At 62.9% G+C, this 17,702-nt stretch carries 17 protein-coding genes; 11 read left to right on the forward strand and 6 right to left on the reverse strand.

Features of this window, described 5'->3' with window-relative positions; genetic code table 11:
* Positions 1-7 precede the first annotated feature (7 nt).
* On the reverse strand, positions 8-1,387 hold the full coding sequence (locus JQ587_RS26205; RefSeq protein WP_212427232.1) for an MBOAT family O-acyltransferase: 1,380 nt from the start codon (positions 1,385-1,387) through the stop codon (positions 8-10).
* 11 nt (positions 1,388-1,398) lie between these two features.
* Positions 1,399-2,103, reverse strand: a complete 705-nt coding sequence (locus tag JQ587_RS26210; RefSeq protein ID WP_212427233.1) for an alginate O-acetyltransferase AlgF — start codon at positions 2,101-2,103, stop codon at positions 1,399-1,401.
* Positions 2,104-2,464: 361 nt separating this feature from the next.
* Here JQ587_RS26210 and JQ587_RS26215 point away from each other — a divergent pair, with 361 nt between their 5' ends.
* The 5 genes from JQ587_RS26215 to JQ587_RS26235 all read left to right on the forward strand — a co-directional run bounded on the left by JQ587_RS26215 (position 2,465) and on the right by JQ587_RS26235 (position 6,480).
* Positions 2,465-2,749: a hypothetical protein gene (locus JQ587_RS26215; protein ID WP_212427234.1), complete on the forward strand. Its 285-nt coding sequence runs from the start codon at positions 2,465-2,467 to the stop codon at positions 2,747-2,749.
* 87 nt (positions 2,750-2,836) lie between these two features.
* Entirely contained in the window at positions 2,837-3,520 is a 684-nt protein-coding gene (locus JQ587_RS26220) for a hypothetical protein (protein WP_212427235.1), read from the forward strand.
* Complete coding sequence (locus tag JQ587_RS26225) at positions 3,517-3,846, forward strand: hypothetical protein (protein ID WP_212427236.1); 330 nt, start codon at positions 3,517-3,519, stop codon at positions 3,844-3,846. Before JQ587_RS26220 ends, JQ587_RS26225 begins: the two co-directional genes overlap by 4 nt.
* Before the next feature lie 336 nt (positions 3,847-4,182).
* Positions 4,183-4,389 carry a hypothetical protein gene (locus JQ587_RS26230; protein ID WP_212427237.1) on the forward strand — a complete coding sequence of 69 codons (207 nt, stop codon included), beginning with the start codon at positions 4,183-4,185 and terminating at the stop codon, positions 4,387-4,389.
* A 660-nt stretch (positions 4,390-5,049) separates the two neighbouring features.
* On the forward strand, positions 5,050-6,480 hold the full coding sequence (locus JQ587_RS26235) for an undecaprenyl-phosphate glucose phosphotransferase (RefSeq protein ID WP_212427238.1): 1,431 nt from the start codon (positions 5,050-5,052) through the stop codon (positions 6,478-6,480).
* Positions 6,481-6,529: 49 nt separating this feature from the next.
* On the opposite strand, the gene JQ587_RS26240 is transcribed toward JQ587_RS26235, so the two are convergent.
* Positions 6,530-6,811, reverse strand: a complete 282-nt coding sequence (locus JQ587_RS26240; protein ID WP_212303825.1) for a hypothetical protein — start codon at positions 6,809-6,811, stop codon at positions 6,530-6,532.
* A 205-nt stretch (positions 6,812-7,016) separates the two neighbouring features.
* The gene (locus tag JQ587_RS26245; protein WP_212427239.1) at positions 7,017-8,804 is read right to left on the reverse strand and encodes a peptide ABC transporter substrate-binding protein; all 1,788 of its coding nucleotides are present in this window, start codon (positions 8,802-8,804) and stop codon (positions 7,017-7,019) included.
* 368 nt (positions 8,805-9,172) lie between these two features.
* On the opposite strand from JQ587_RS26245, the gene JQ587_RS26250 reads away from it, so the two are divergent.
* On the forward strand, positions 9,173-11,494 hold the full coding sequence (locus tag JQ587_RS26250; protein WP_212427240.1) for a molybdopterin guanine dinucleotide-containing S/N-oxide reductase: 2,322 nt from the start codon (positions 9,173-9,175) through the stop codon (positions 11,492-11,494).
* A gap of 254 nt (positions 11,495-11,748) precedes the next feature.
* Here the strand turns inward: JQ587_RS26250 and JQ587_RS26255 are convergent, their stop codons facing one another.
* Complete coding sequence (locus tag JQ587_RS26255; protein WP_249154525.1) at positions 11,749-12,303, reverse strand: TetR/AcrR family transcriptional regulator; 555 nt, start codon at positions 12,301-12,303, stop codon at positions 11,749-11,751.
* A gap of 157 nt (positions 12,304-12,460) precedes the next feature.
* Between JQ587_RS26255 and JQ587_RS26260 the strand changes: the two genes are divergently transcribed.
* Entirely contained in the window at positions 12,461-13,894 is a 1,434-nt protein-coding gene (locus JQ587_RS26260; RefSeq protein WP_212427241.1) for an MATE family efflux transporter, read from the forward strand.
* Between the two features lie 6 nt (positions 13,895-13,900).
* Here JQ587_RS26260 and JQ587_RS26265 read toward each other — a convergent pair whose 3' ends face one another.
* Positions 13,901-14,287 carry a hypothetical protein gene (locus tag JQ587_RS26265; RefSeq protein ID WP_212427242.1) on the reverse strand — a complete coding sequence of 129 codons (387 nt, stop codon included), beginning with the start codon at positions 14,285-14,287 and terminating at the stop codon, positions 13,901-13,903.
* A gap of 225 nt (positions 14,288-14,512) precedes the next feature.
* Between JQ587_RS26265 and JQ587_RS26270 the strand changes: the two genes are divergently transcribed.
* The 4 genes from JQ587_RS26270 to JQ587_RS26285 all read left to right on the forward strand — a co-directional run bounded on the left by JQ587_RS26270 (position 14,513) and on the right by JQ587_RS26285 (position 17,700).
* Positions 14,513-15,307: a MetQ/NlpA family ABC transporter substrate-binding protein gene (locus JQ587_RS26270; protein WP_212427243.1), complete on the forward strand. Its 795-nt coding sequence runs from the start codon at positions 14,513-14,515 to the stop codon at positions 15,305-15,307.
* Between the two features lie 128 nt (positions 15,308-15,435).
* Positions 15,436-16,470 (forward strand): putative FMN-dependent luciferase-like monooxygenase, encoded by a 1,035-nt coding sequence (locus JQ587_RS26275; RefSeq protein ID WP_212427244.1) that lies wholly within the window; start codon positions 15,436-15,438, stop codon positions 16,468-16,470.
* A gap of 37 nt (positions 16,471-16,507) precedes the next feature.
* Positions 16,508-17,107 (forward strand): CMD domain protein, encoded by a 600-nt coding sequence (locus JQ587_RS26280; protein WP_212427271.1) that lies wholly within the window; start codon positions 16,508-16,510, stop codon positions 17,105-17,107.
* 14 nt (positions 17,108-17,121) lie between these two features.
* Positions 17,122-17,700, forward strand: coding sequence for an alkylhydroperoxidase domain protein (locus JQ587_RS26285; protein WP_212427245.1), 579 nt, complete (start codon positions 17,122-17,124; stop codon positions 17,698-17,700).
* The last annotated feature ends 2 nt before the right edge of the window (positions 17,701-17,702 follow it).

Genomic DNA, 17,702 nt, shown 5'->3' on the forward strand with positions numbered 1-17,702 from the left:
GTGCTCCCTAGAACTGGAAATACAGGAACGGAATCACCGTGCGGCTTTGCATCGTCCACAAGGCGCAGAGCCACAAGAGCAGTGCCAATTCGAACGGTGGGCGCGCGACGTAGCGCCGCAACGGGTGGTCGGGCAGCGCCGGCGCGTAGACCACGAACAGACCGAGGCAGAGCGTCAGCAGTTCGGTCGGCCGCGCCGTCGCGATCATCGGCGGCGAAAAGGATAGCCCGTTAAATCCCAGCAACCCCGACATCATCGTTTGGGCCACCTGCCAGTCCTGAGCGCGAAACAGCAGCCAACCGATCATGACGAAAATCATTGTCAGGAGATGTGAGACGAGTGCCGGGATTGCGGGCGCACGGGCTGAATTCCAGAGCCGCGCCGCGATCAACCCCAGCCCATGCCAAATGCCCCAGACCAGAAAAGTCCAGCTTGCGCCGTGCCAGAGGCCGCCAAGGGCCATCGTCACCAGCAGGTTGAAATAGGACCGAACCATGCCGACGCGGTTTCCGCCGAGAGGTATGTACAGGTAGTCGCGGAGCCAGCTGGACAGGCTGATATGCCAACGGCGCCAGAATTCGGTGATCGATTTGCTCAGATAGGGATCGTCGAAATTCTCCGGAAACTTCAAACCGACCATCAGGCCCAGCCCGATCGCCATGCTGCTATAGCCGGCAAAATCGAAGTAGAGGTGCAGCGTGTAGGCGGTGACGGTCAAGGCGACATCGGCCATGCCAGGGTTCGGCAGCGAGTAGCCGGCATCGACGAGCGGCGCGAGCGTGTCTCCGAGCAGCACCTTCTGGGCAAATCCGAGCATGAAGCGGCGCCATCCTTCGGTGAACTCCGAAAGATCGAAGGAGCGCGACGTCAGGCGTTCCGCCACCGACTGGTAGCGCACCACGGGACCTGCGACGAGATGGCCGAACATGGCCTGATAGGTGGCGTAATTCACCAGGCTTGGCTCGGCGGCGACGGTCTTTCTGAAGACGTCCACCGAATAGGAGATGGCGCCGAAGACGAAGAACGAGAGGCCGATTGGCAAAGGCACTGCCGTCCAATGTCCAATCGGCGCTCCCAGAGCCAGCAGGCTTTCAGCGAGCAGGTTTGCGTATTTGAACCAGATCAGGCTCGCGAGAGGCACAAGGATGGCGGCGAGCAGCGCGATCCGACGTTCTCTTCCTGCGCTTCGGACGATCCAGAGGCCCGTCGCCCACGACCAGCAGGCGATGACAATGAGGAGCGGGAGAAAGTCGAACCGCCACCAGCCATAGAAAATCAGGCTGAACAGCAGGATCGAGGCATTTCGGAAGCGGGCAGGGACGATCGCATAGACGAGCAGAAATACAGGCAGAAAAAGAAAGACGAAGGAGTCGCTGACGAACACCATCGGCGTGCGGCCTAGCGCTCTCGATAGGGCTCGGTCTCATCCAATTGACCGGTCAGACGAAGCCGTTCGGAATCCTTGCGAAGGAATAGGCTGTAGTAATCGCCGGCGCGCAGCTGAGGCAGCGTCAGGGACGCGTTGGCTTCGCCGCAGGCGCCTTCGAGCTTTGCGGTTACGGGATTGATCGTGCGAGACTGTACGGTGGCAAACGGAGTTTGCTGAAAGATCGTCGGTCCATCCGCAATTTTCAGCGTGGCCGTGCACCCGGGTACGAGATTGAAGAAGCGCAGCTTGGCTTTCAGGCCATCGCCGGAGCTTTGGCCCTCGTCGATGGACTGGACGGCCCAGCTCGAGTTCGTCTTCGAGATTACCAGGGTGAGATAGGCCTCGGCGCCCGGCACAACATCTTTCGAGATCGTGGAGCCGTTGACGGCCAGGTTGAGCGGCTTCTTTCCCGGAACGGCACGATAGGCGCTCGCGCCTGTGGCCTCGTTGATCTGCAGATCCGCCGAATTGACCTGAACCTGAGGGCGATCCCCGTCGGACAATGTGGTCACCCTGATGAAGGCATATCCCGGCGGCGGTCTGGTCGCGTACAGGCGGCCGATCTCTTGTCCCTGGCTCCGGGGGGCCATGGCGATCGGGAGGGACAATAGCAGTGTCGCAAGGCCCATGAGCCGTAGGCAAGAGCGACTGCGGAAAGTTGACGGAAAGGCCATACCGGGATTGGGGTGCGGTTTGAATTGAGCCCAGACATAGCATCCAACTCATCGAGCGGAAATCAGTGCAAGCGCGACCGCTCCTCGCATGGCAAACGGAATTGGTTAGCAATGTCCTTGGGCGGCGGCGCTCGCCTCCAACGAACTGGCTCGTCACCCCTCTGGCCGCCCCGGCTAGCCTTGATTCCCCGGGGCTGCCGCGCCGCCCATCGGCGGCCGATGTGGCAGATAGATCGCAACGGCGGTTCGGCGAGAGCCAGACGGCCCAGGGCCGGCCTTGTGGCCTTGTCCTGCGGATAAGAGACTATTAAGACTATTAACTCTGTGGAATTTGAATCGGGCGGATCCGAGGGGCAAGACAATGCTGAAACTGGCTGGAGCAATCGCCGGTCTTTCGATGATGCTGGCAGGTGTGGCGTCCGCGGCGCCGCTTCTGGCTCAAACCGCGGTGCCTCATTCCAATCTGGCGGTCGAGCAAGTCAAAGTGATCTGCGACGAGGGCGGGCGCTGCTATCGTCCCCCGGTCCGCAAGCCGGTCGCACGCTGGGTCTATGGGGACGGCAATTTTTACGGCCCGTATGAGGGCCCTGGCTACTACGGTAATCCGCGGCTGAAGTATCGGGTATTTCCCTATTTCTGGTGGTAATGCGCTGCGATCGGCATGGATGATCGGCACTCGCTTGTCGAGCCGCCGGATGTTCAATTGGTTTGCTAACGGTCCTGGAGGTTTGCGATGACTGATTTGTTCACCCCCAGACAGCTGAGCTTGTCCTTGCGCGGGGCCATCTGTGCCGCGTTGCTGTGCACTGCCATGGTCACGACAATCCCGGTGCGCGCCGCAGAGAACGGACCGTCGTCACCGGCGTCCGCAGCGGCCCCTTCCACCCCGCTCAACGATTTTCGCACCCAGCTGGGCGATGTCCGCAAGAGCCTCGAAGGGGTGAACGCGAGGATTGAGGAAAAGGCGAAAACGATCGAATCCCTGTCCAGGCCCGACGCTGCGAAGCAGCAGGTCGAGGAGCTTCAGGCCCTGATTTCCCAGACGCTGGGGCTGGTCGTGGACAACGGCGAGATTGCGAAGCTTGGTGCCCGCGCGCTGGGATATGCTCGCTCCAAGCAGGAGCAGATGCGCAACGACACCAAATTCACGCCGTCCGAACGGCAAGCCCTGCAGAAGCGCTGGGATCAGAACGTTGCCGAAATGGTGAAGGCGACGGACGATTTGGCCAAGGCCAGCGGCGAATTTGCGCAGCTCCTGAAGACCGTCCAGACGCGGGGCGACTATGCTTCCGAGGTGCTGGAGGTCGAGAACGCTGACGAGATGGTCAGGGTGGTGCGGAATCTCGCCGGTGACGTGCGGGGAGCCTCGGAAGGATTGAAGCTCTTCATCCGAAGCCTCACGCCGCCGGAGTCATGAGGCTGAAGCTTACTTGCGCCGTTTTGGCTGCGCTCGCGGTTGGACTGGCTGGGTGTGACTGGCGCGAGGAAACAGGTTTCGTCGAGGTGAAGAAAAGCTTTGCCAGCTTGGCCGTCGGCGACACGCTGGTCCTCAATGAAACGATGCTCGATTTCGGCACCCGCAGCAGCCTCGTTATCCAGCAGCCGACCGGCACGGCCGGTCTGCAGGTCAGACGGGGTGAGACAAGCCGAAAACTCTGCGAGTTCGCGGTCCGAAAGAATCGGATGGTGACCGTGACATTAGCGGCGGCAAATGGCGGTCTTCGCTGCTCCGTGCAATCGTGAGACTGAGAGAAGGGCCTGCCTCCTGGAGGCGGCGCTATGGCAGGCTCGCTCCGTCTCGGCACAGGCTCGCAGGGCGCCGCAAGCAACCTACCCTTGGACTGTACCCTTGCCTATATAATGAGCCGTATTAATTCGGTATTGACCGCGATTAAAAAATCAACAACATTGGCAATTATTTAAATCGACTTTTTATCTCCCTTGGCGAGGGGGCGGTTGGGGCAACGACATGCCGAAATCGAAGGTGCTGTCCTTCGCGGTCCCGTTTCTGCCGGATGTCGAATCCCTCTAGACCATCGAGACTCGATTCCTCGCCGAGTTTTTCGCGTGGGGCAATCTATGGGCCGAGCAGAACTTCATTTTTCCGATCTGCGGCGTCTCCAGCAAGCGCTGGAAAATATCGCGTCCGACCTCGATGAAATCGAAGGACGTTCCCATACGCGTCTTCGCGACCTGGCAAAGAATCTGTATGACAGCCCCGGTCGCAGTCTCGAAACCTGCATGTCCAACTTCGAAATCGCGGTGCGGGGCCGCCTGGCGAATTAAGGCGTCGTTCGCGCTCCGAGACCTCGGGGTTTTACGCGTCGTTCGGCAGCTATGGCCTTCGACTGCCACGACATAACATGCGTGTCGTTGATCGGTGTAAGAGAACCTCTAAGACGATCAGCTCTCGCAGGGCTTGCGTCCAAGTCGAGCGTCCCGAAATGTGCCAGGCTCTCTCTGCCAGGTTGCACTTGGCGAACGGCGCAGCTTTTCTGCCGAATCGGTTCTTCGTCGCGCTCGACGACTGCGGCAAATCCACGCCAGCTGCAATGCTGAAGCAAAATTCATGGCAGAGTTGCATGCCGACGCTCTCTTGTCGTGATGCACCTTCAGATGGCAATCCGATGAACTTCTCGTAACTGACGGCTGTTCGCCGAGCGCAGTTGCCTGACGTGCGCATCTACGCAGCTGCGCGCGCGCAATTTCGAAGCGGAACTTGATTGGAAATGCGGCAACCAGCGCATTCGTGTGTCGAGGTTGTGACAAATGCTTGCTCAGTTGCAAATCCATCATAATACACCCGTTCAATCCTTGCGTCGCGAAAGTTTTGCGTGCGGCGCCACAATCTCGCTGCGATCACTCAACACCTTGTCGCGCGGGGATGAGGCGAGTCTTTCAGCATCACGATGAGCGTCAGGCACTCCTCGACACGCAGAGGTTCGAATGGCTGTTGCAACTTACGGTTATGAAGGCGCGCATGCGCTGTTGTCCGCGCGCGGCAGTGCTCTTCAGAGACCGTTTCAGATCGTGATCATAGCTGCCGATTTCCTGCTGATCCTGCTGAGTTATGTGATTGGGGCGTCCCTCTACGGTGCAGCAGTTGCTTCACCCGCAGATGGCGTGTCGGTAGGAGCCGGGTTGTTCGTCGGAGTCGTTTTCGTCACGGTCGCCTATTTTCGGGATGTCTATGCGACGCACCGACTGCTCAATCTGGTCTGGCAGCTTCGAAAGGCGCTCTTCATCTGGTTGACGTCGCTCACCATCCTGGCCGTCGTGGCCTTCTTATTGAAGTCGACGGACAACCTCTCCCGAGGAACTGTCCTCGTCTTCGCTGCTATCGGTGGCACCGGCCTGATCAGTCTCCGCTTCGTCTGGCAGGCCGTGTTCGGTACGAGCTTTGCGAGAAGTCGTCTGGTTGATCGCAAGGTGATCTTGCTGAGTCTGCGGCCGCTCGATTTCACCTCTAGCCGCTTCAAGGATTTGCGGCGGAACGGCTTTGATGTCGTTCGCCATTTTGTCCTTGGGGGCGATTGCGATGATGATCACTGGGAGCGAGCGATCCGCGACGTCATCCGTCAATCGCGTTCGGCCGATGTTGACGAATATCTGCTCGCGATCGACTGGAATGAGCTGCCGCTGCTGCGCAAGCTGGGGCCTTATTTGCGCGCTGTGCCGCAGCCGATACGCCTGTTGCCCGACGATCCGATCGCAGATCTGGTGGCCCGTCCGTTTCTCCCGGTCAGCGGAAGCGTCGCGATCGAGATTCAGCGACCGCCCCTCAGCATCTTCGAACGGCTGCAAAAGCGCTGTCTCGACGTGGGAGTGGCGCTGTTTGCGCTGGTGCTCCTGACGCCGTTGGTGCTGACCGTTGCCGTTCTGATCAAGCTGGATTCCCCTGGAACCATCATTTTCCGGCAGTCACGCCGCGGCTTTAATGGCAAGCCGTTCGAGATCTGGAAGTTTCGCACGATGACGGTCTGCGAGGATGGTGAGACGATCAGGCAGGCAACCAGAAGGGATGCGCGGATCACCAGGATCGGGCGCTTCCTTCGCATGACGAGTATCGACGAACTGCCGCAGCTCTGGAACGTGTTGCGGGGCGACATGTCACTGGTCGGGCCGCGTCCGCATGCGCTCGCCCATGACAACTACTATGACGAGCTGATCAGCAAATATGTCTATCGCCATCACATGAAGCCGGGCCTGACGGGCTGGGCTCAGGTGAACGGATTCCGCGGCGAAACGCCGACGATCGACCTGATGGAAAAGCGGGTCGAGTATGACGTTTGGTACGTCGGCAATTGGAGCATCTGGCTCGATCTCAAGATCATGGCGCGCACGGCCTCGGCTGTGCTGTTCCAGGAAGCTTATTGAGCCAGCATCTTGAGGCGGATCAGCAGGGGAGCACCAATCAGCCCCGGCTTCACTTGGGCGGCGGCTTCCGAAAGAAGCGCATGATCGTATCGCCGAGCGCGATGAGCGGCGGCGCGAGGACGAAGAAAGCGCCCATCGCGACGGAAACGATGACGTGCCGAAGCAAGAGCGGTTCGTCCTGGTCCGCTTCTCTCTGGCTGCGCTCGATGACCGCCGGCGAGAGCGTTTTCGCGCGAGACGTCGGTAGAGGCTTGCGCGGGCGAATAACGAGCAACACGAACAGAATGTTGAGCAGAACCCAAATAGCCAAAATTGTGAGGACGATCCGCATCCTAAGCCACCGGAAATGAACGAAGAAATAGGATCGAAGCTAACCTCTCGGAACCCGGAAGACAAGATGCCCAAATTTTTGGCAGTCGAGGCGTCAATCCTGGCTTCACGCTAGGGCAGGCGCTGCATCTTGCGAATTCCGGACGAATACGGAGATCGAGCGCCGGCAGGGCAGTGCGTGAGGGGCCTGTCCATGGACTGCGGTGTCAGTTCCGATACCAGCTCGCCAAGTTCCACGTCGTGACATCCCACCCCGAGATATCAGTCACGAGGCTGTTGACGGCGCCGCCGACGATGTAACGCGACAGCAGCGGCAGGAACACGTTGGCCTCGCAGAAGATCTCGTTGACCTTGATCAGGAGCGCTGCGCGCTTGATCGGGTCGAGTTCCTGCTGCGCGGCCTTGTAGGCCTTGTCAGCCTCTGGATCTGACCAGCGCGAGACGTTGCGGCCGAGCCATTTGTTGTCCTTGTTGGCGACCTCCCAGGAGACGCACTGGTTCAGGAATCGCTCCGGATCCGGCTGCGGTTGCGTGGCGTTGTACATCTCCATGTCGCAATAGAATTTTGAATAGGTGTCGGGGTTGCCGACGTCCGACGAGAAGAACACCGACGCGGTGACCGATTTGAGCTCGATCTCGATGCCGGCCTTCTGGCAGGCCTGCTTGATGATGGCCTGCGTCTTCTGTCGTGGGGAGTTGGTGGAGGTCTGGAAGACGTATTTGAGCTTCTTGCCGTCCTTCTCGCGGATGCCGTCCGCGCCCATCTTCCAGCCGGCCTCGTCGAGAATCTTGTTCGCCTTGTCGAGGTTGAACTCATATTTCAGCTTGCCCGACTTGAATCGAGTGGGCTGGTTGACGAAGCTCGCCGTTGCGACGGCGGCGCGGCCGTAGATGAATTTCTGGATCCCGTCGCGGTCGATCAGCAGGTTGATCGCTCGTCGCACGGCCGGATCGGACAGCGTCGGGTGCTTGGTCTTGACGCTGGAACGTTCGCCATCGACCTCGATCGAAGGATCCGTCGTGTTGAGGATCATGAACTCGATGCCGCCGGCGGTCGTGAACTCCACCTTGCCCTTGCCGCCGGCCTCCATGCGCTTGAGGATCTCGTCCTCCACCAGCAGGTTCCAGGCATAGTCGTATTCGCCGGTCTGCAGCACCGCGCGCGCCGCGGAGACGGCATCGCCGCCACCCTTGATCTCGAACGTGTCGAAATAGGGCTGGTTCTTGACGTGATAGTCGGGATTACGTTCGGCGCGAAGCAGATCGCCCGGCTTGAACTCGACGAACGTATAGGGACCCGTGCCGACCGGCTTCAGATTGCCCGGCGCATCGCGCGACTTCGCGCCGGCATAGTCGCCGAAATGATGTTTCGGCAAGATCTGACCGACAGAGCCGACGAACGGGTCGGCCCAGAACGGGGTCGGCGCCTTGAAAATCACCTTGACGGTGTGGTCGTCGATCTTCTCGACCGTGATGTTCTGGTAGGACCCCGTGGTGTAGGCGGCGGTGGCGAGATCCGCGGCGTAGGCCCAGGTGAAGACGACGTCGTCGGCGGTGAAGGGCTTGCCGTCATGCCATTTCACGCCCTGCTTCAGCTTCCAGATCACGCTCCTGCCGTCGGCGGAAAGGCCGCCATTGGCCTTGGTCGGAATCTCGGCGGCGAGGCAGGGGATGAGGTTGCCCTCCCTGTCCCAGCCCGCGAGCGGCTCGAAGAAGACGCGCGAGGCGACCTGGTCCTTGGTGCCGAGTGCGAAATGCGGATTGAGCAGGGTAGGCGCCTGCCAGACCAGCATCTTCAGTGGACCGCCGCCGCCGGCTTTCGTCGGCTTGTAGGCAAGGGTAGCGTCCGCCATCGCCACGTCGTTCCAGAGCAGGATCTGGCTCGCGACTGGAGCGGCGATCCCGACTGCAGCCATGGTCCGGATGAACGAGCGTCGCGACAGCGTGCCCTGCTTCACCTCCGCGACAAATCCGCGGATGTCGTTTTCGTCCATCAGATGACCTCCACCTGCCACAAGAACAGTCGTCACCGGCCCCCCATCATGTTGCATCGGAGACTAGGCGGCAATGCCGACAAAGGCGGAAGGCCCTGCGGCGAAATGGCGGATGAAGGACAACGAGCGCAACTCCGTCCCCGTCATCCCTGCGCAACGGCTTAGCCGTTGCGCAGGGATGACGGTTCACTGGAACGCAACGACGAGGCTTGAACTCCGCCCTCAAGGACTGCACGGCGCGGGATGCCGCCATGCGCTCGGTTCCAGCCATCGGTAATCCGTTGCCCTTCACGAGGCCGCCTCTTTATATTGGCGCGATGATTGCGACCGGAGCCGCCTGTACGGCGTTCCGCGATGAGGGCCACGCGATGGACGATACGATTGGTTTCCCCGATCCGGGTCTCGACTTGTCTGATGGATTCAAGCCGCACACCTCGCATTGGGGCGTGTTTTCCGCACGCAACAGCGACGCCGGGCTGGAGGTGAGGGCCTATGCCGGCGATCCCGATCCGAACGGCATCATCGATAATTTTCCCGGCGCGTTACGCCACCAGGCGCGCATCGCCCAGCCGGCGATCCGCCGTGGCTGGCTCGAACGCGGTCCCGGTCCCGATGACAAGCGCGGCCGCGACGAATTCGTCTCGGTCAGCTGGGAGAAGGCGCTCGACTTGCTCGGTGACGAGCTGACGCGCATCCGCGACACGCGTGGCCCCGGGGCCGTGTTCGGCGGCTCCTATGGCTGGGCGAGCGCGGGCCGTTTTCATCACGCGCAGAGCCAGGTGCACCGTTTCCTCAACATCGCCATGGGCGGCTATGTCCGCTCGGTGAATTCCTATTCCTCCGGCGCGTCCTCGGTGCTGTTGCCGCAGATCATGGCGGGCTACGAGGATATCACCAAGCGCAACGTCACCTGGGAGCAGATCGCCACCGAGACCGAGATCGTGCTCGCCTTCGGCGGCATGGCGCTGAAGAACTCGATGGTGGCCGGCGGCTCGATCAGCAAGCATGTCGAGCGGGGCGCCATGGCGGCGGCACGCCGGCGCGGCTGCGAGTTCATCCTGATGAGCCCGCTGCGCGAGGACCTGCCGGTCGAGGCCGGCGCGGAATGGGTGACGTGCATCCCCGGCACCGACACCGCGCTGATGCTCGGCATGGTCCACACGCTGGTCAGCGAAGGCCTGCACGATCAGGCCTTCCTCGATCGCTACACCGAGGGATGGCCGGTGTTCTTGCGCTACATCACCGGTGAGAGCGACGGGCAGGCCAAGGATGCCGCGTGGGCCGCGGCGATCTGCGGCCTGAGCGCTGAGGCGATCCGTACGCTGGCGCGGCGCCTGGTCGGCAGGCGCGCGCTCATCACCGTCTCGCATTCACTACAGCGCGCCGAGCATGGCGAGCAGCCAGTGTGGATGGGCATGGTGCTGGCGGCAGCGCTGGGCCAGATCGGTCTTCCCGGCGGCGGCTACGCCTATTCCCTCGGCGCAATCGGCTATTACGGCCGCCGCGTCAACGACGTGCCGGGGCCGACGCTGGGGCAGGGACGCAACGGCGTCCGTGATTTCATTCCGGTGGCGCGCATCGCCGACATGCTGCTCAATCCCGGCAGCACCTATCGCTACAATGGCGAGACGCGCACCTATCCCGACATCCGCCTGGTCTATTGGGCGGGCGGCAATCCGTTCCATCATCACCAGGACATCAACCGCCTGCGCAAGGCGTTCGCGAAGGTCGACACGCTGGTCGTGCACGAGCTCGCCTGGACCGCAACCGCGCGCCACGCCGACATCGTGCTGCCCTCGACCATGACGCTGGAACGCGAAGACATCGGCTATTCCAGCAACGATCCCTTGATGGTCGCGATGCATCGCATCGCCGAGCCGTTCGGGCTGGCGCGCGACGACTACGAAATCTTTGCCGATCTCGCCGATCGTCTCGGTGCGCGCGAGCCCTTCACGGAAGGACGCACCTCGCGGCAATGGCTGGAGCATCTCTACGAGCCGACCCGCGCCTCGCTCGCCAAGCGCGGCCTGGAGGCCCCGAGCTTCGAGGAGTTCTGGCGGCGCGGCAGCCTGGTCGTGCCGCAGCAGCCCGACGATGGCGGCCGGTTGCGCAGCTTTCGCGAGGATCCGGTCGCACACCCGCTGCCGACGCCCAGCGGACGCATCGAAATCTACTCCGCGAAGATTGCCGGCCACGGCGATGTGGATTGTCCGGGTCATCCGGTCTGGCTCGAGAAGAGCGATATGCCGAAGCCCGGCGCGCCGTGTTTCCTCGTCGCCAACCAGCCGGTAACGCGGCTGCACAGCCAGCTCGACTTCGGCGGTCATTCACTTGGCGCCAAACATCGCGGCCGCGAGGTCGCGCGCATGCATCCGCGCGATGCGAGCGCGCGCGGCATTGCGGATGGCGACATCATCCGCCTGTTCAACGAACGCGGCGCCTGCCTTGCCGCGGTGCATGTCACCGACAGCATCGCGCCCGGTGTGGTGCAGCTGCCGACCGGCGCCTGGTACGATCCGATGGATCCGGACGACGACGTGCCGCTCTGCGTTCACGGCAATCCCAACGTGCTCACGCGCGACGTCGGCACTTCGTCTTTCGCGCAAGGCTGCACCGGCCAGCTCACGACCGTGGAGGTCGAGAAGTTCACCGGCAATCTGCCGCCGATCCGGGCGTTCGATCCGGCGTAACGATCGCAGGCGCAAGCTTGCCGCTTTGCGGAAGTGAAATCTGGACCGTCGCCTGACAGCAGATTCAGGCGACGGTCCAGTGCGAACTCAGTGAACTTGGGGAAGTTGTAAGGCCGCGCGCAGACGCTAACCCGGCTGCTCCGGGCACATCAAGTTTCGCTGTGTTGCAGCAGCCAGAGAATCATTTCAGCCGCCTCCAAACCGCCACAGATGGCGGCCGGATCGCCGAATAGATCAGCGTTCGTTCGCGATTGTCACCGCCGCTTCCACGGCATTCTGCAGGATCTCGTCGGACAGTTGCCTGTCATTGACCGCGCGGGCCAATTGCAAAGCGCCGACCATGGTCGGAATAGATCGTGATCGCCTTGCGCCGCCGCTCTTGCGCGGAGCCGTGACCGATCTGCTTCGCCATCAGCACGATGATGTCGGCGATCTTCGGTGAAGGCTTCGCGCGTCGCCTTCGGATGCCGCGCGATCTCGGCGGCCAGCGCCGCGGTCGGACAGCCGGTGCCGGCGCGGTCGCGATGCCGTGCCGAAAGATAGTCGCGGATCGTGGTCCCGAGCGCGACGCCGTTCTCCAGATTGGCCTTGTGCCGCTCCTCGCGTCTTGTGAGCGCGTCGGTCAGCACCTCCCGCACGAGGTCCTCCTTGGAGGCGAAGTGCGAGTAGAAGGCGCCGTTGGTGAGGCCCGCCTCCGACATGATGCCGGCGAGGCCGACCGCCGCTATTCCGCTCTCGCGGAATTGGGCTGAGGCGACATCGAGGATGTGCCGGCGCGTCTCGTCCTTGTGTCCCTTGTCGTAGCGCATGGGCCTCAACTCCTTCCCGATGCCCGGCCTGGAAGAGGCATCGCCACGGGATCGTGATCGATTTGCCATTGCATTACGATCATAATAATAAATTATGAGCATAATGCAATGGCTGCCGGATCTTCAGCAGTCACGATAACCAACGGGACACCAACAAATGTCAGTTGAGGACGTTGCCGCGCCGCCCTTGTCCGTCATCGAGGCCCCTGCGCGCCGCGCGGCGGCGCCTCGTCCTGCGCCGACCCCGGCCGACCGGCGCCGCGCCGCGCTCCTGACCGCACCGATCCTGCCGACCTTGCTCCAGCTCGCGCTGCCGACGGTGACCGTGCTGGTGGCGCAGACCGCGGTCAACATCGCGGAGGCCTATTATGTCGGCTATCTCGGTACCGATGCGCTGGCGGGCGCGGCACTGGTGTTCCCGATCTTCATGCTGATGACCATGATGTCGAATGGTGGGTTCGGCTCCGGCGTCGCCTCGTCGGTGGCGCGTGCGGTCGGCGCCGGCCGCCGCGAAGATGCGGATGCGGCGCTGTTCCATGCCATCGTGCTGGCGATCATCGCAGGCGCGCTGTTCACGCTGGGGGCGCATCTCGGCGGTCCGGCGCTGTTCCGCGCGCTCGGCGGCCGCGACGGCGCGCTCGAAGCTGCCACCATCTATTCCAACTCCCTCTTCGCAGGCGCGATTCCGGCGTGGATCGTCAACCTCCAGGCCGCCGCGCTGCGCGGCTCCGGCAACGTCAAAGTGCCGGCGCTGGTGACCCTGATCGGCGCCATCGTGACCATCCCGGTTTCGCCGCTGCTGATCTTCGGTTACGGACCCGTGCCAGGCCTCGGCATCGGCGGCGCCGGCGTCGCCTTCGGCCTCTATTACAGCGCGGCGATGCTGTTCCTGTTGCGCTACATGTCCTCGGGGGCATCCGGTCTGAGGCTGCGCATCGTGCCATTGCGCGCAAAAATCTTCGGCGACATGTTGAAGGTCGGCATTCCCACCGCCTTCAACGCCGTGCTCACCAACCTCACCGTCATTCTCGTCACCGGCGCGGTCGGCCTGTTCGGCACCTCGGCCCTCGCCGGTTACGGCATCGCCTCGCGACTCGACTACATCATGATCCCGCTGCTGTTCGGCATCAGCACGGCGACGCTGACCATGGTCGGCGTCAATATGGGCGCGGGCCAGGCCGCACGGGCGCGAAGGATCGGTTGGGTCAGCGGCGCCGCCGGCATGATCATGACCGGCTCGATCGGCCTCCTGGTCGCGATCGCTCCGACCGCCTGGCTGCATCTCTTCAGCCACGACGCCGACGTCGTGAATGAGGGCGTGACCTATTTGCATATCGTCGCGCCCGCCTATGCCGCGCTCGGCTTTGGCTTCGTCTCGTCGTTCGCGGCGCAGGGCACAGGCCAGGCGCTGGGCCCGCTCTTGTCCTCGGTCGCGCGCATCCTGATTGCGGCCGGCGGCGGCTGGATTGCTGTGGCGTATTTCGGCGCGGGAATGGCCGGGCTTGCCGCCATGGTCACGGTGTCGCTCGCCGCCTATGCAGCGATCTGCGTGCTGATCATGCTGTCGCCCGCGACCTGGCGGACCGACTAAGCAGGCTCACTGCATACCGGCGACGCCGACGGCCAGCGCCGACAGCAGCAGCAGATTACTCAGCAACTTGAGCGACGTGTCCGGCTGCGCCAGCCAGCGCGTGACCTTTTCTGAGAAGGACAGTACCGGATCGGCGAACAGCGGCTCAAAACAGTGTCTGAAAAAACGCGGAAACTTCGGCCCGAGCCACGGCGTTGCCAGCGCGTGGAGGGTCGACGCCATCGCAATGAAGTTCGCAGCCCCGAAGGGTTCGCCAATGAACTCGGACCCGTTGATCAGTTTCATCGTCAATGCGACGGCGGAATAGAATGGCACGCCCTGGAGCAGGGCATAGAGCGCAAAACATTCGAGGTGATCCCGGTTGGTGAGTTCCGGGGCGGGACTGGCGGTCATGGCTGGGTTCCTGTCGCGGTTCTTGCCTGATTGCGCCGCCAGTCTCGCTCGCTGGGTTCGGCTTCGCCGTGACGCCCCTCACGCTTGCCGTCCGTTGCGAATTCGTTTCATGTTCTCTCCCGAATGAAGAAATGTTCCCCCTCACAGGCAATCAATATGGATTTCCTTTTTATTGATTTCGCTTCACGGAGAAGCGAATACGGTCCTCATCATTTTCGTTGAGTCATGGAGACCAAGATGTCGCTTCGCCCCGCCCTGATCCTCGCAACCGCGCTCGCCGCATGGTCGGCCGCAGCTGGCGCCGAGACCATCAAGATCGGCGTGACGCCGGGGCCGCATGCGCAGATTTTCGAGGCGGTGAAGCCGGTCGCTGCCAAGCAGGGGCTCGACATCCAGCTCATCGAGTTCTCCGACTATGTGGTGCCGAACGCAGCGCTCGATGCCGGCGACATCCAGGCCAATTCGTTCCAGAACCAGCCTTACCTGGACAACCAGAAGGCCGACCGCGGCTACAAGATCGAGTCGGTCGGTCTCACCGTGAACTTCCCGATCGGCGTCTATTCGAAGAAGCACAAGGCCTTCGCCGACATTCCCGACGGCGGCAAGATCTCGATCCCTAACGATCCGACCAATGGCGGCCGCGTGCTGCTGCTGTTGCGCGACAAGGGCGTGATCAAGCTGAAGGACGGCACCGGCTTCAAGCCGACGGTGCTCGACATCACCGAGAATCCCAAGAAGCTGAAATTCGTCGAGGTCGATGCCGCGCAGGCGCCGCGCGCGCTCGATGATGTCGACGCCGCCGCGATCAATACCAATTATGCAACCCAGGCGGGCCTCGATCCCGTCAAGGATCCGATCCTGCGCGAGGACCCCAAGGGCCCCTACGTCAACCTGATTGCGGTGCGCACCGCCGACAAGGACAAGCCCTGGGTCAAGATTCTCGTCGACAGCTATCACACGCCCGAGGTGAAGGAGTTCGTCCTCACCAAGTTCAAGGGAGCGGTGCTGCCGAGCTGGTAGGCACTCTGCCTAGCCGGAGCCCGGCGCGAGGGGCGCGATCCCGGCGGGCAGCCTTGCGCATTGCCCGCTTGTCTCCGGCCGCTGCAACCGACATCATCGGCCGGCCATCCTCGCCCGACAGGGGTCGTATGAAACGCTTTGCAAACCTGAAACGCCTGGGATTTTTCACGCGGCTGCTCGATGAGGCGCCGCCGGCGGAGCGCTATCGCTTCGCCGCCGAGCAGATCGTGCGCGCCGAGAAGGCGGGGCTCGATTCCGCGTGGATCGCGCAGCACCATTTTCACGAGCGCGAGGGCGGGCTGCCGTCGCCCTTCACTTTCCTCGGCTATGTCGCAGCGCAGACCTCGCGCATCCGCCTCGGCACCGGCATTGTTACCCTGCCGCTAGAGAGCGCGGTGAGGGTGGCGGAGGACGCCGCGGTGCTCGACCTGCTCTGCAACGGCCGGTTCGAACTCGGCGTCGGCACCGGCGGCAACCCGTCCGCCTTTGCCGCCTTTGGCCTCGACGGCGCCCAGCGTAATGAGATCTTTGCGCGCAACCTCGAGGTGGTCCGCAAGGCGCTGACCGGCAAGCCGCTCGATGGCGGCGACACGCTCTATCCGCAGCGGCCGCAACTGGACAAGCGCATCTGGCAGGCGACCTTCTCCGTGGCGGGTGGCGCGCGTGCCGGCAAGGCCGGCGACGGCCTGCTGCTGTCGCGCACCCAGCCGCGAGACAAGGACGCGCCAAGCGCCACGCTCGCCGAGATCCAGAATCCGATCATCGATGCCTATCTCGCAGCGCTGCCGCCGGGCGCCGAGCCGCGCATCATGGCCTCGCGCAGCGTGTTCGCCGCCGACGATCATCGCGAGGCGATGCGGCTCGCCGATATCGGCCTGCGCCGCGCGCTGCCGCAATTCATGAAAGGCGGTCACCTTCCTCCGGGCGAAACGCTGGAAGAGATGATCGCGGCGTTTGACACCCATGTCGGCGGCACTGACCAAGTGATCGCCTCGCTGCGATCGGATGCGACGCTGGAGCGGGTGACCGATCTGGTCTTCCAGGTCCACTCGGTCGATGCGCCACACCCTTATGTCCTGCGCTCGATCGAGCTGGTGGCTGACAAGGTCGCACCGGCGCTGGGCTGGATCCGGACGGCGCCTGACGTGGCGCTGGCGGGCTAATTGCCATGAATTTGAACGCGTTGCACGAGGCTGAATGATGGCATCGACGGATATCATCGACATGCTTGTCGGAATCGAACCGGGATCAGCGCTCGACGCCATTCGCGCACGGCGCCTGCAGGCACGCGAGAACGCGCAGAAAAGCTATCTTTCGTTGTTCGAGCCGATCGACGCCGGGGAGTTCTCGCTGCTCGAACGTGCCGCGGTGGCGGCCTTTGTCACCGGGCTTCATGGCGAGTCCCCCGTTGCTTCCTTCTACCGGGACAAGCTTGCGGCGAGTGCGGGTGGCGTGGCCGTGCTCGAAGCGATCGACGCCGAGATCGCGCGCGGCAAGACCTCGGGCCCGTATGGCTCGTTTCCGGCCGGCCCGCTGTCGATCGAGAACACGGCCGGGCTGATTTATCACGTGAATGCGGCGAGCAAGTCGGCGCTCGGCGCCCGGCTCGTCGCGGCGCTCGAGCACGCGCATCTGCTGGTGTTCCGGCCGCGCGATGCGGCGTCCGGCGATATGAAGGTGCTGCTGGCCGCCGGCTGGTCTGACACCGGCATCGTCACCTTCTCCCAACTCGTCGCGTTCCTGTCGTTTCAGGTGCGGGTCGTTAGCGGCTTGCGTACGCTCGCCGCCGCAAACGCATAAGAGGAGGCTGCATCATGAGCGCCGCTGTCAATCCGCCGGCTGTCTTCACCCAGGACGAGCTCGGCTGGGTCTCCTGGATCGAGCCACTGCCCGAGGCCGAACTCACCGAGCGGCATTTCGCCGGCCTGGTCGATCGCGCCCGCGCCAAGTCGGAATATTTCCGCCTGCTGGTGCGCGATCCCGAGGTGCTGGAAGCCCGCACCAAGACCGACAAGGACATCTTCTACAACGTCGCCGACGGCCTGCCGCGCGCCGAGCGCGAGCTCGCGGCGGCGGCGACCTCGCGCTACAACGGCTGCATCTATTGCGCCTCGGTGCATGCGCGTTTCGCCAGCACCTATTCCAAGCGCCGTGACGACGTGCAGAAGCTGCTCGACGAGGGCGTCAACGCCGATCTCGGTGAGCGCTGGAATGCAGTGGTCAAGGCGTCGGTGGCGCTGGCGTCGACGCCGGTCGCGTTCGGCCCCGAGAACATCGCGGAGCTGCGCCGCGCGGGCCTCGACGATGCAGAGATCGTCGACGTCATCAACGGCGCCTCGTTCTTCAACTGGGCGAACCGGCTGATGCTGTCGCTCGGTGAGCCCTCGAAGTAATC

Source organism: Bradyrhizobium manausense (assembly GCF_018130615.1).
In the GTDB taxonomy this organism is placed as follows: Bacteria; Pseudomonadota; Alphaproteobacteria; order Rhizobiales; family Xanthobacteraceae; genus Bradyrhizobium; species Bradyrhizobium manausense_A.

Coding starts and splice junctions, on each gene's coding strand:
- JQ587_RS26205 (WP_212427232.1), bottom strand. CDS start 1,387: ATGGTGTTCGTCAGCGACTCCTTCGTCTTTCTTTTTCTGCCTGTATTT.
- JQ587_RS26240 (WP_212303825.1), bottom strand. CDS start 6,811: ATGCGGATCGTCCTCACAATTTTGGCTATTTGGGTTCTGCTCAACATT.
- JQ587_RS26220 (WP_212427235.1), top strand. CDS start 2,837: ATGACTGATTTGTTCACCCCCAGACAGCTGAGCTTGTCCTTGCGCGGG.
- JQ587_RS26265 (WP_212427242.1), bottom strand. CDS start 14,287: ATGACCGCCAGTCCCGCCCCGGAACTCACCAACCGGGATCACCTCGAA.
- JQ587_RS26260 (WP_212427241.1), top strand. CDS start 12,461: ATGTCAGTTGAGGACGTTGCCGCGCCGCCCTTGTCCGTCATCGAGGCC.
- JQ587_RS26270 (WP_212427243.1), top strand. CDS start 14,513: ATGGAGACCAAGATGTCGCTTCGCCCCGCCCTGATCCTCGCAACCGCG.
- JQ587_RS26230 (WP_212427237.1), top strand. CDS start 4,183: ATGGGCCGAGCAGAACTTCATTTTTCCGATCTGCGGCGTCTCCAGCAA.
- JQ587_RS26250 (WP_212427240.1), top strand. CDS start 9,173: ATGGACGATACGATTGGTTTCCCCGATCCGGGTCTCGACTTGTCTGAT.
- JQ587_RS26215 (WP_212427234.1), top strand. CDS start 2,465: ATGCTGAAACTGGCTGGAGCAATCGCCGGTCTTTCGATGATGCTGGCA.
- JQ587_RS26255 (WP_249154525.1), bottom strand. CDS start 12,303: ATGCGCTACGACAAGGGACACAAGGACGAGACGCGCCGGCACATCCTC.
- JQ587_RS26285 (WP_212427245.1), top strand. CDS start 17,122: ATGAGCGCCGCTGTCAATCCGCCGGCTGTCTTCACCCAGGACGAGCTC.
- JQ587_RS26275 (WP_212427244.1), top strand. CDS start 15,436: ATGAAACGCTTTGCAAACCTGAAACGCCTGGGATTTTTCACGCGGCTG.
- JQ587_RS26225 (WP_212427236.1), top strand. CDS start 3,517: ATGAGGCTGAAGCTTACTTGCGCCGTTTTGGCTGCGCTCGCGGTTGGA.
- JQ587_RS26210 (WP_212427233.1), bottom strand. CDS start 2,103: ATGGCCTTTCCGTCAACTTTCCGCAGTCGCTCTTGCCTACGGCTCATG.
- JQ587_RS26245 (WP_212427239.1), bottom strand. CDS start 8,804: ATGGACGAAAACGACATCCGCGGATTTGTCGCGGAGGTGAAGCAGGGC.
- JQ587_RS26235 (WP_212427238.1), top strand. CDS start 5,050: ATGGCTGTTGCAACTTACGGTTATGAAGGCGCGCATGCGCTGTTGTCC.
- JQ587_RS26280 (WP_212427271.1), top strand. CDS start 16,508: ATGGCATCGACGGATATCATCGACATGCTTGTCGGAATCGAACCGGGA.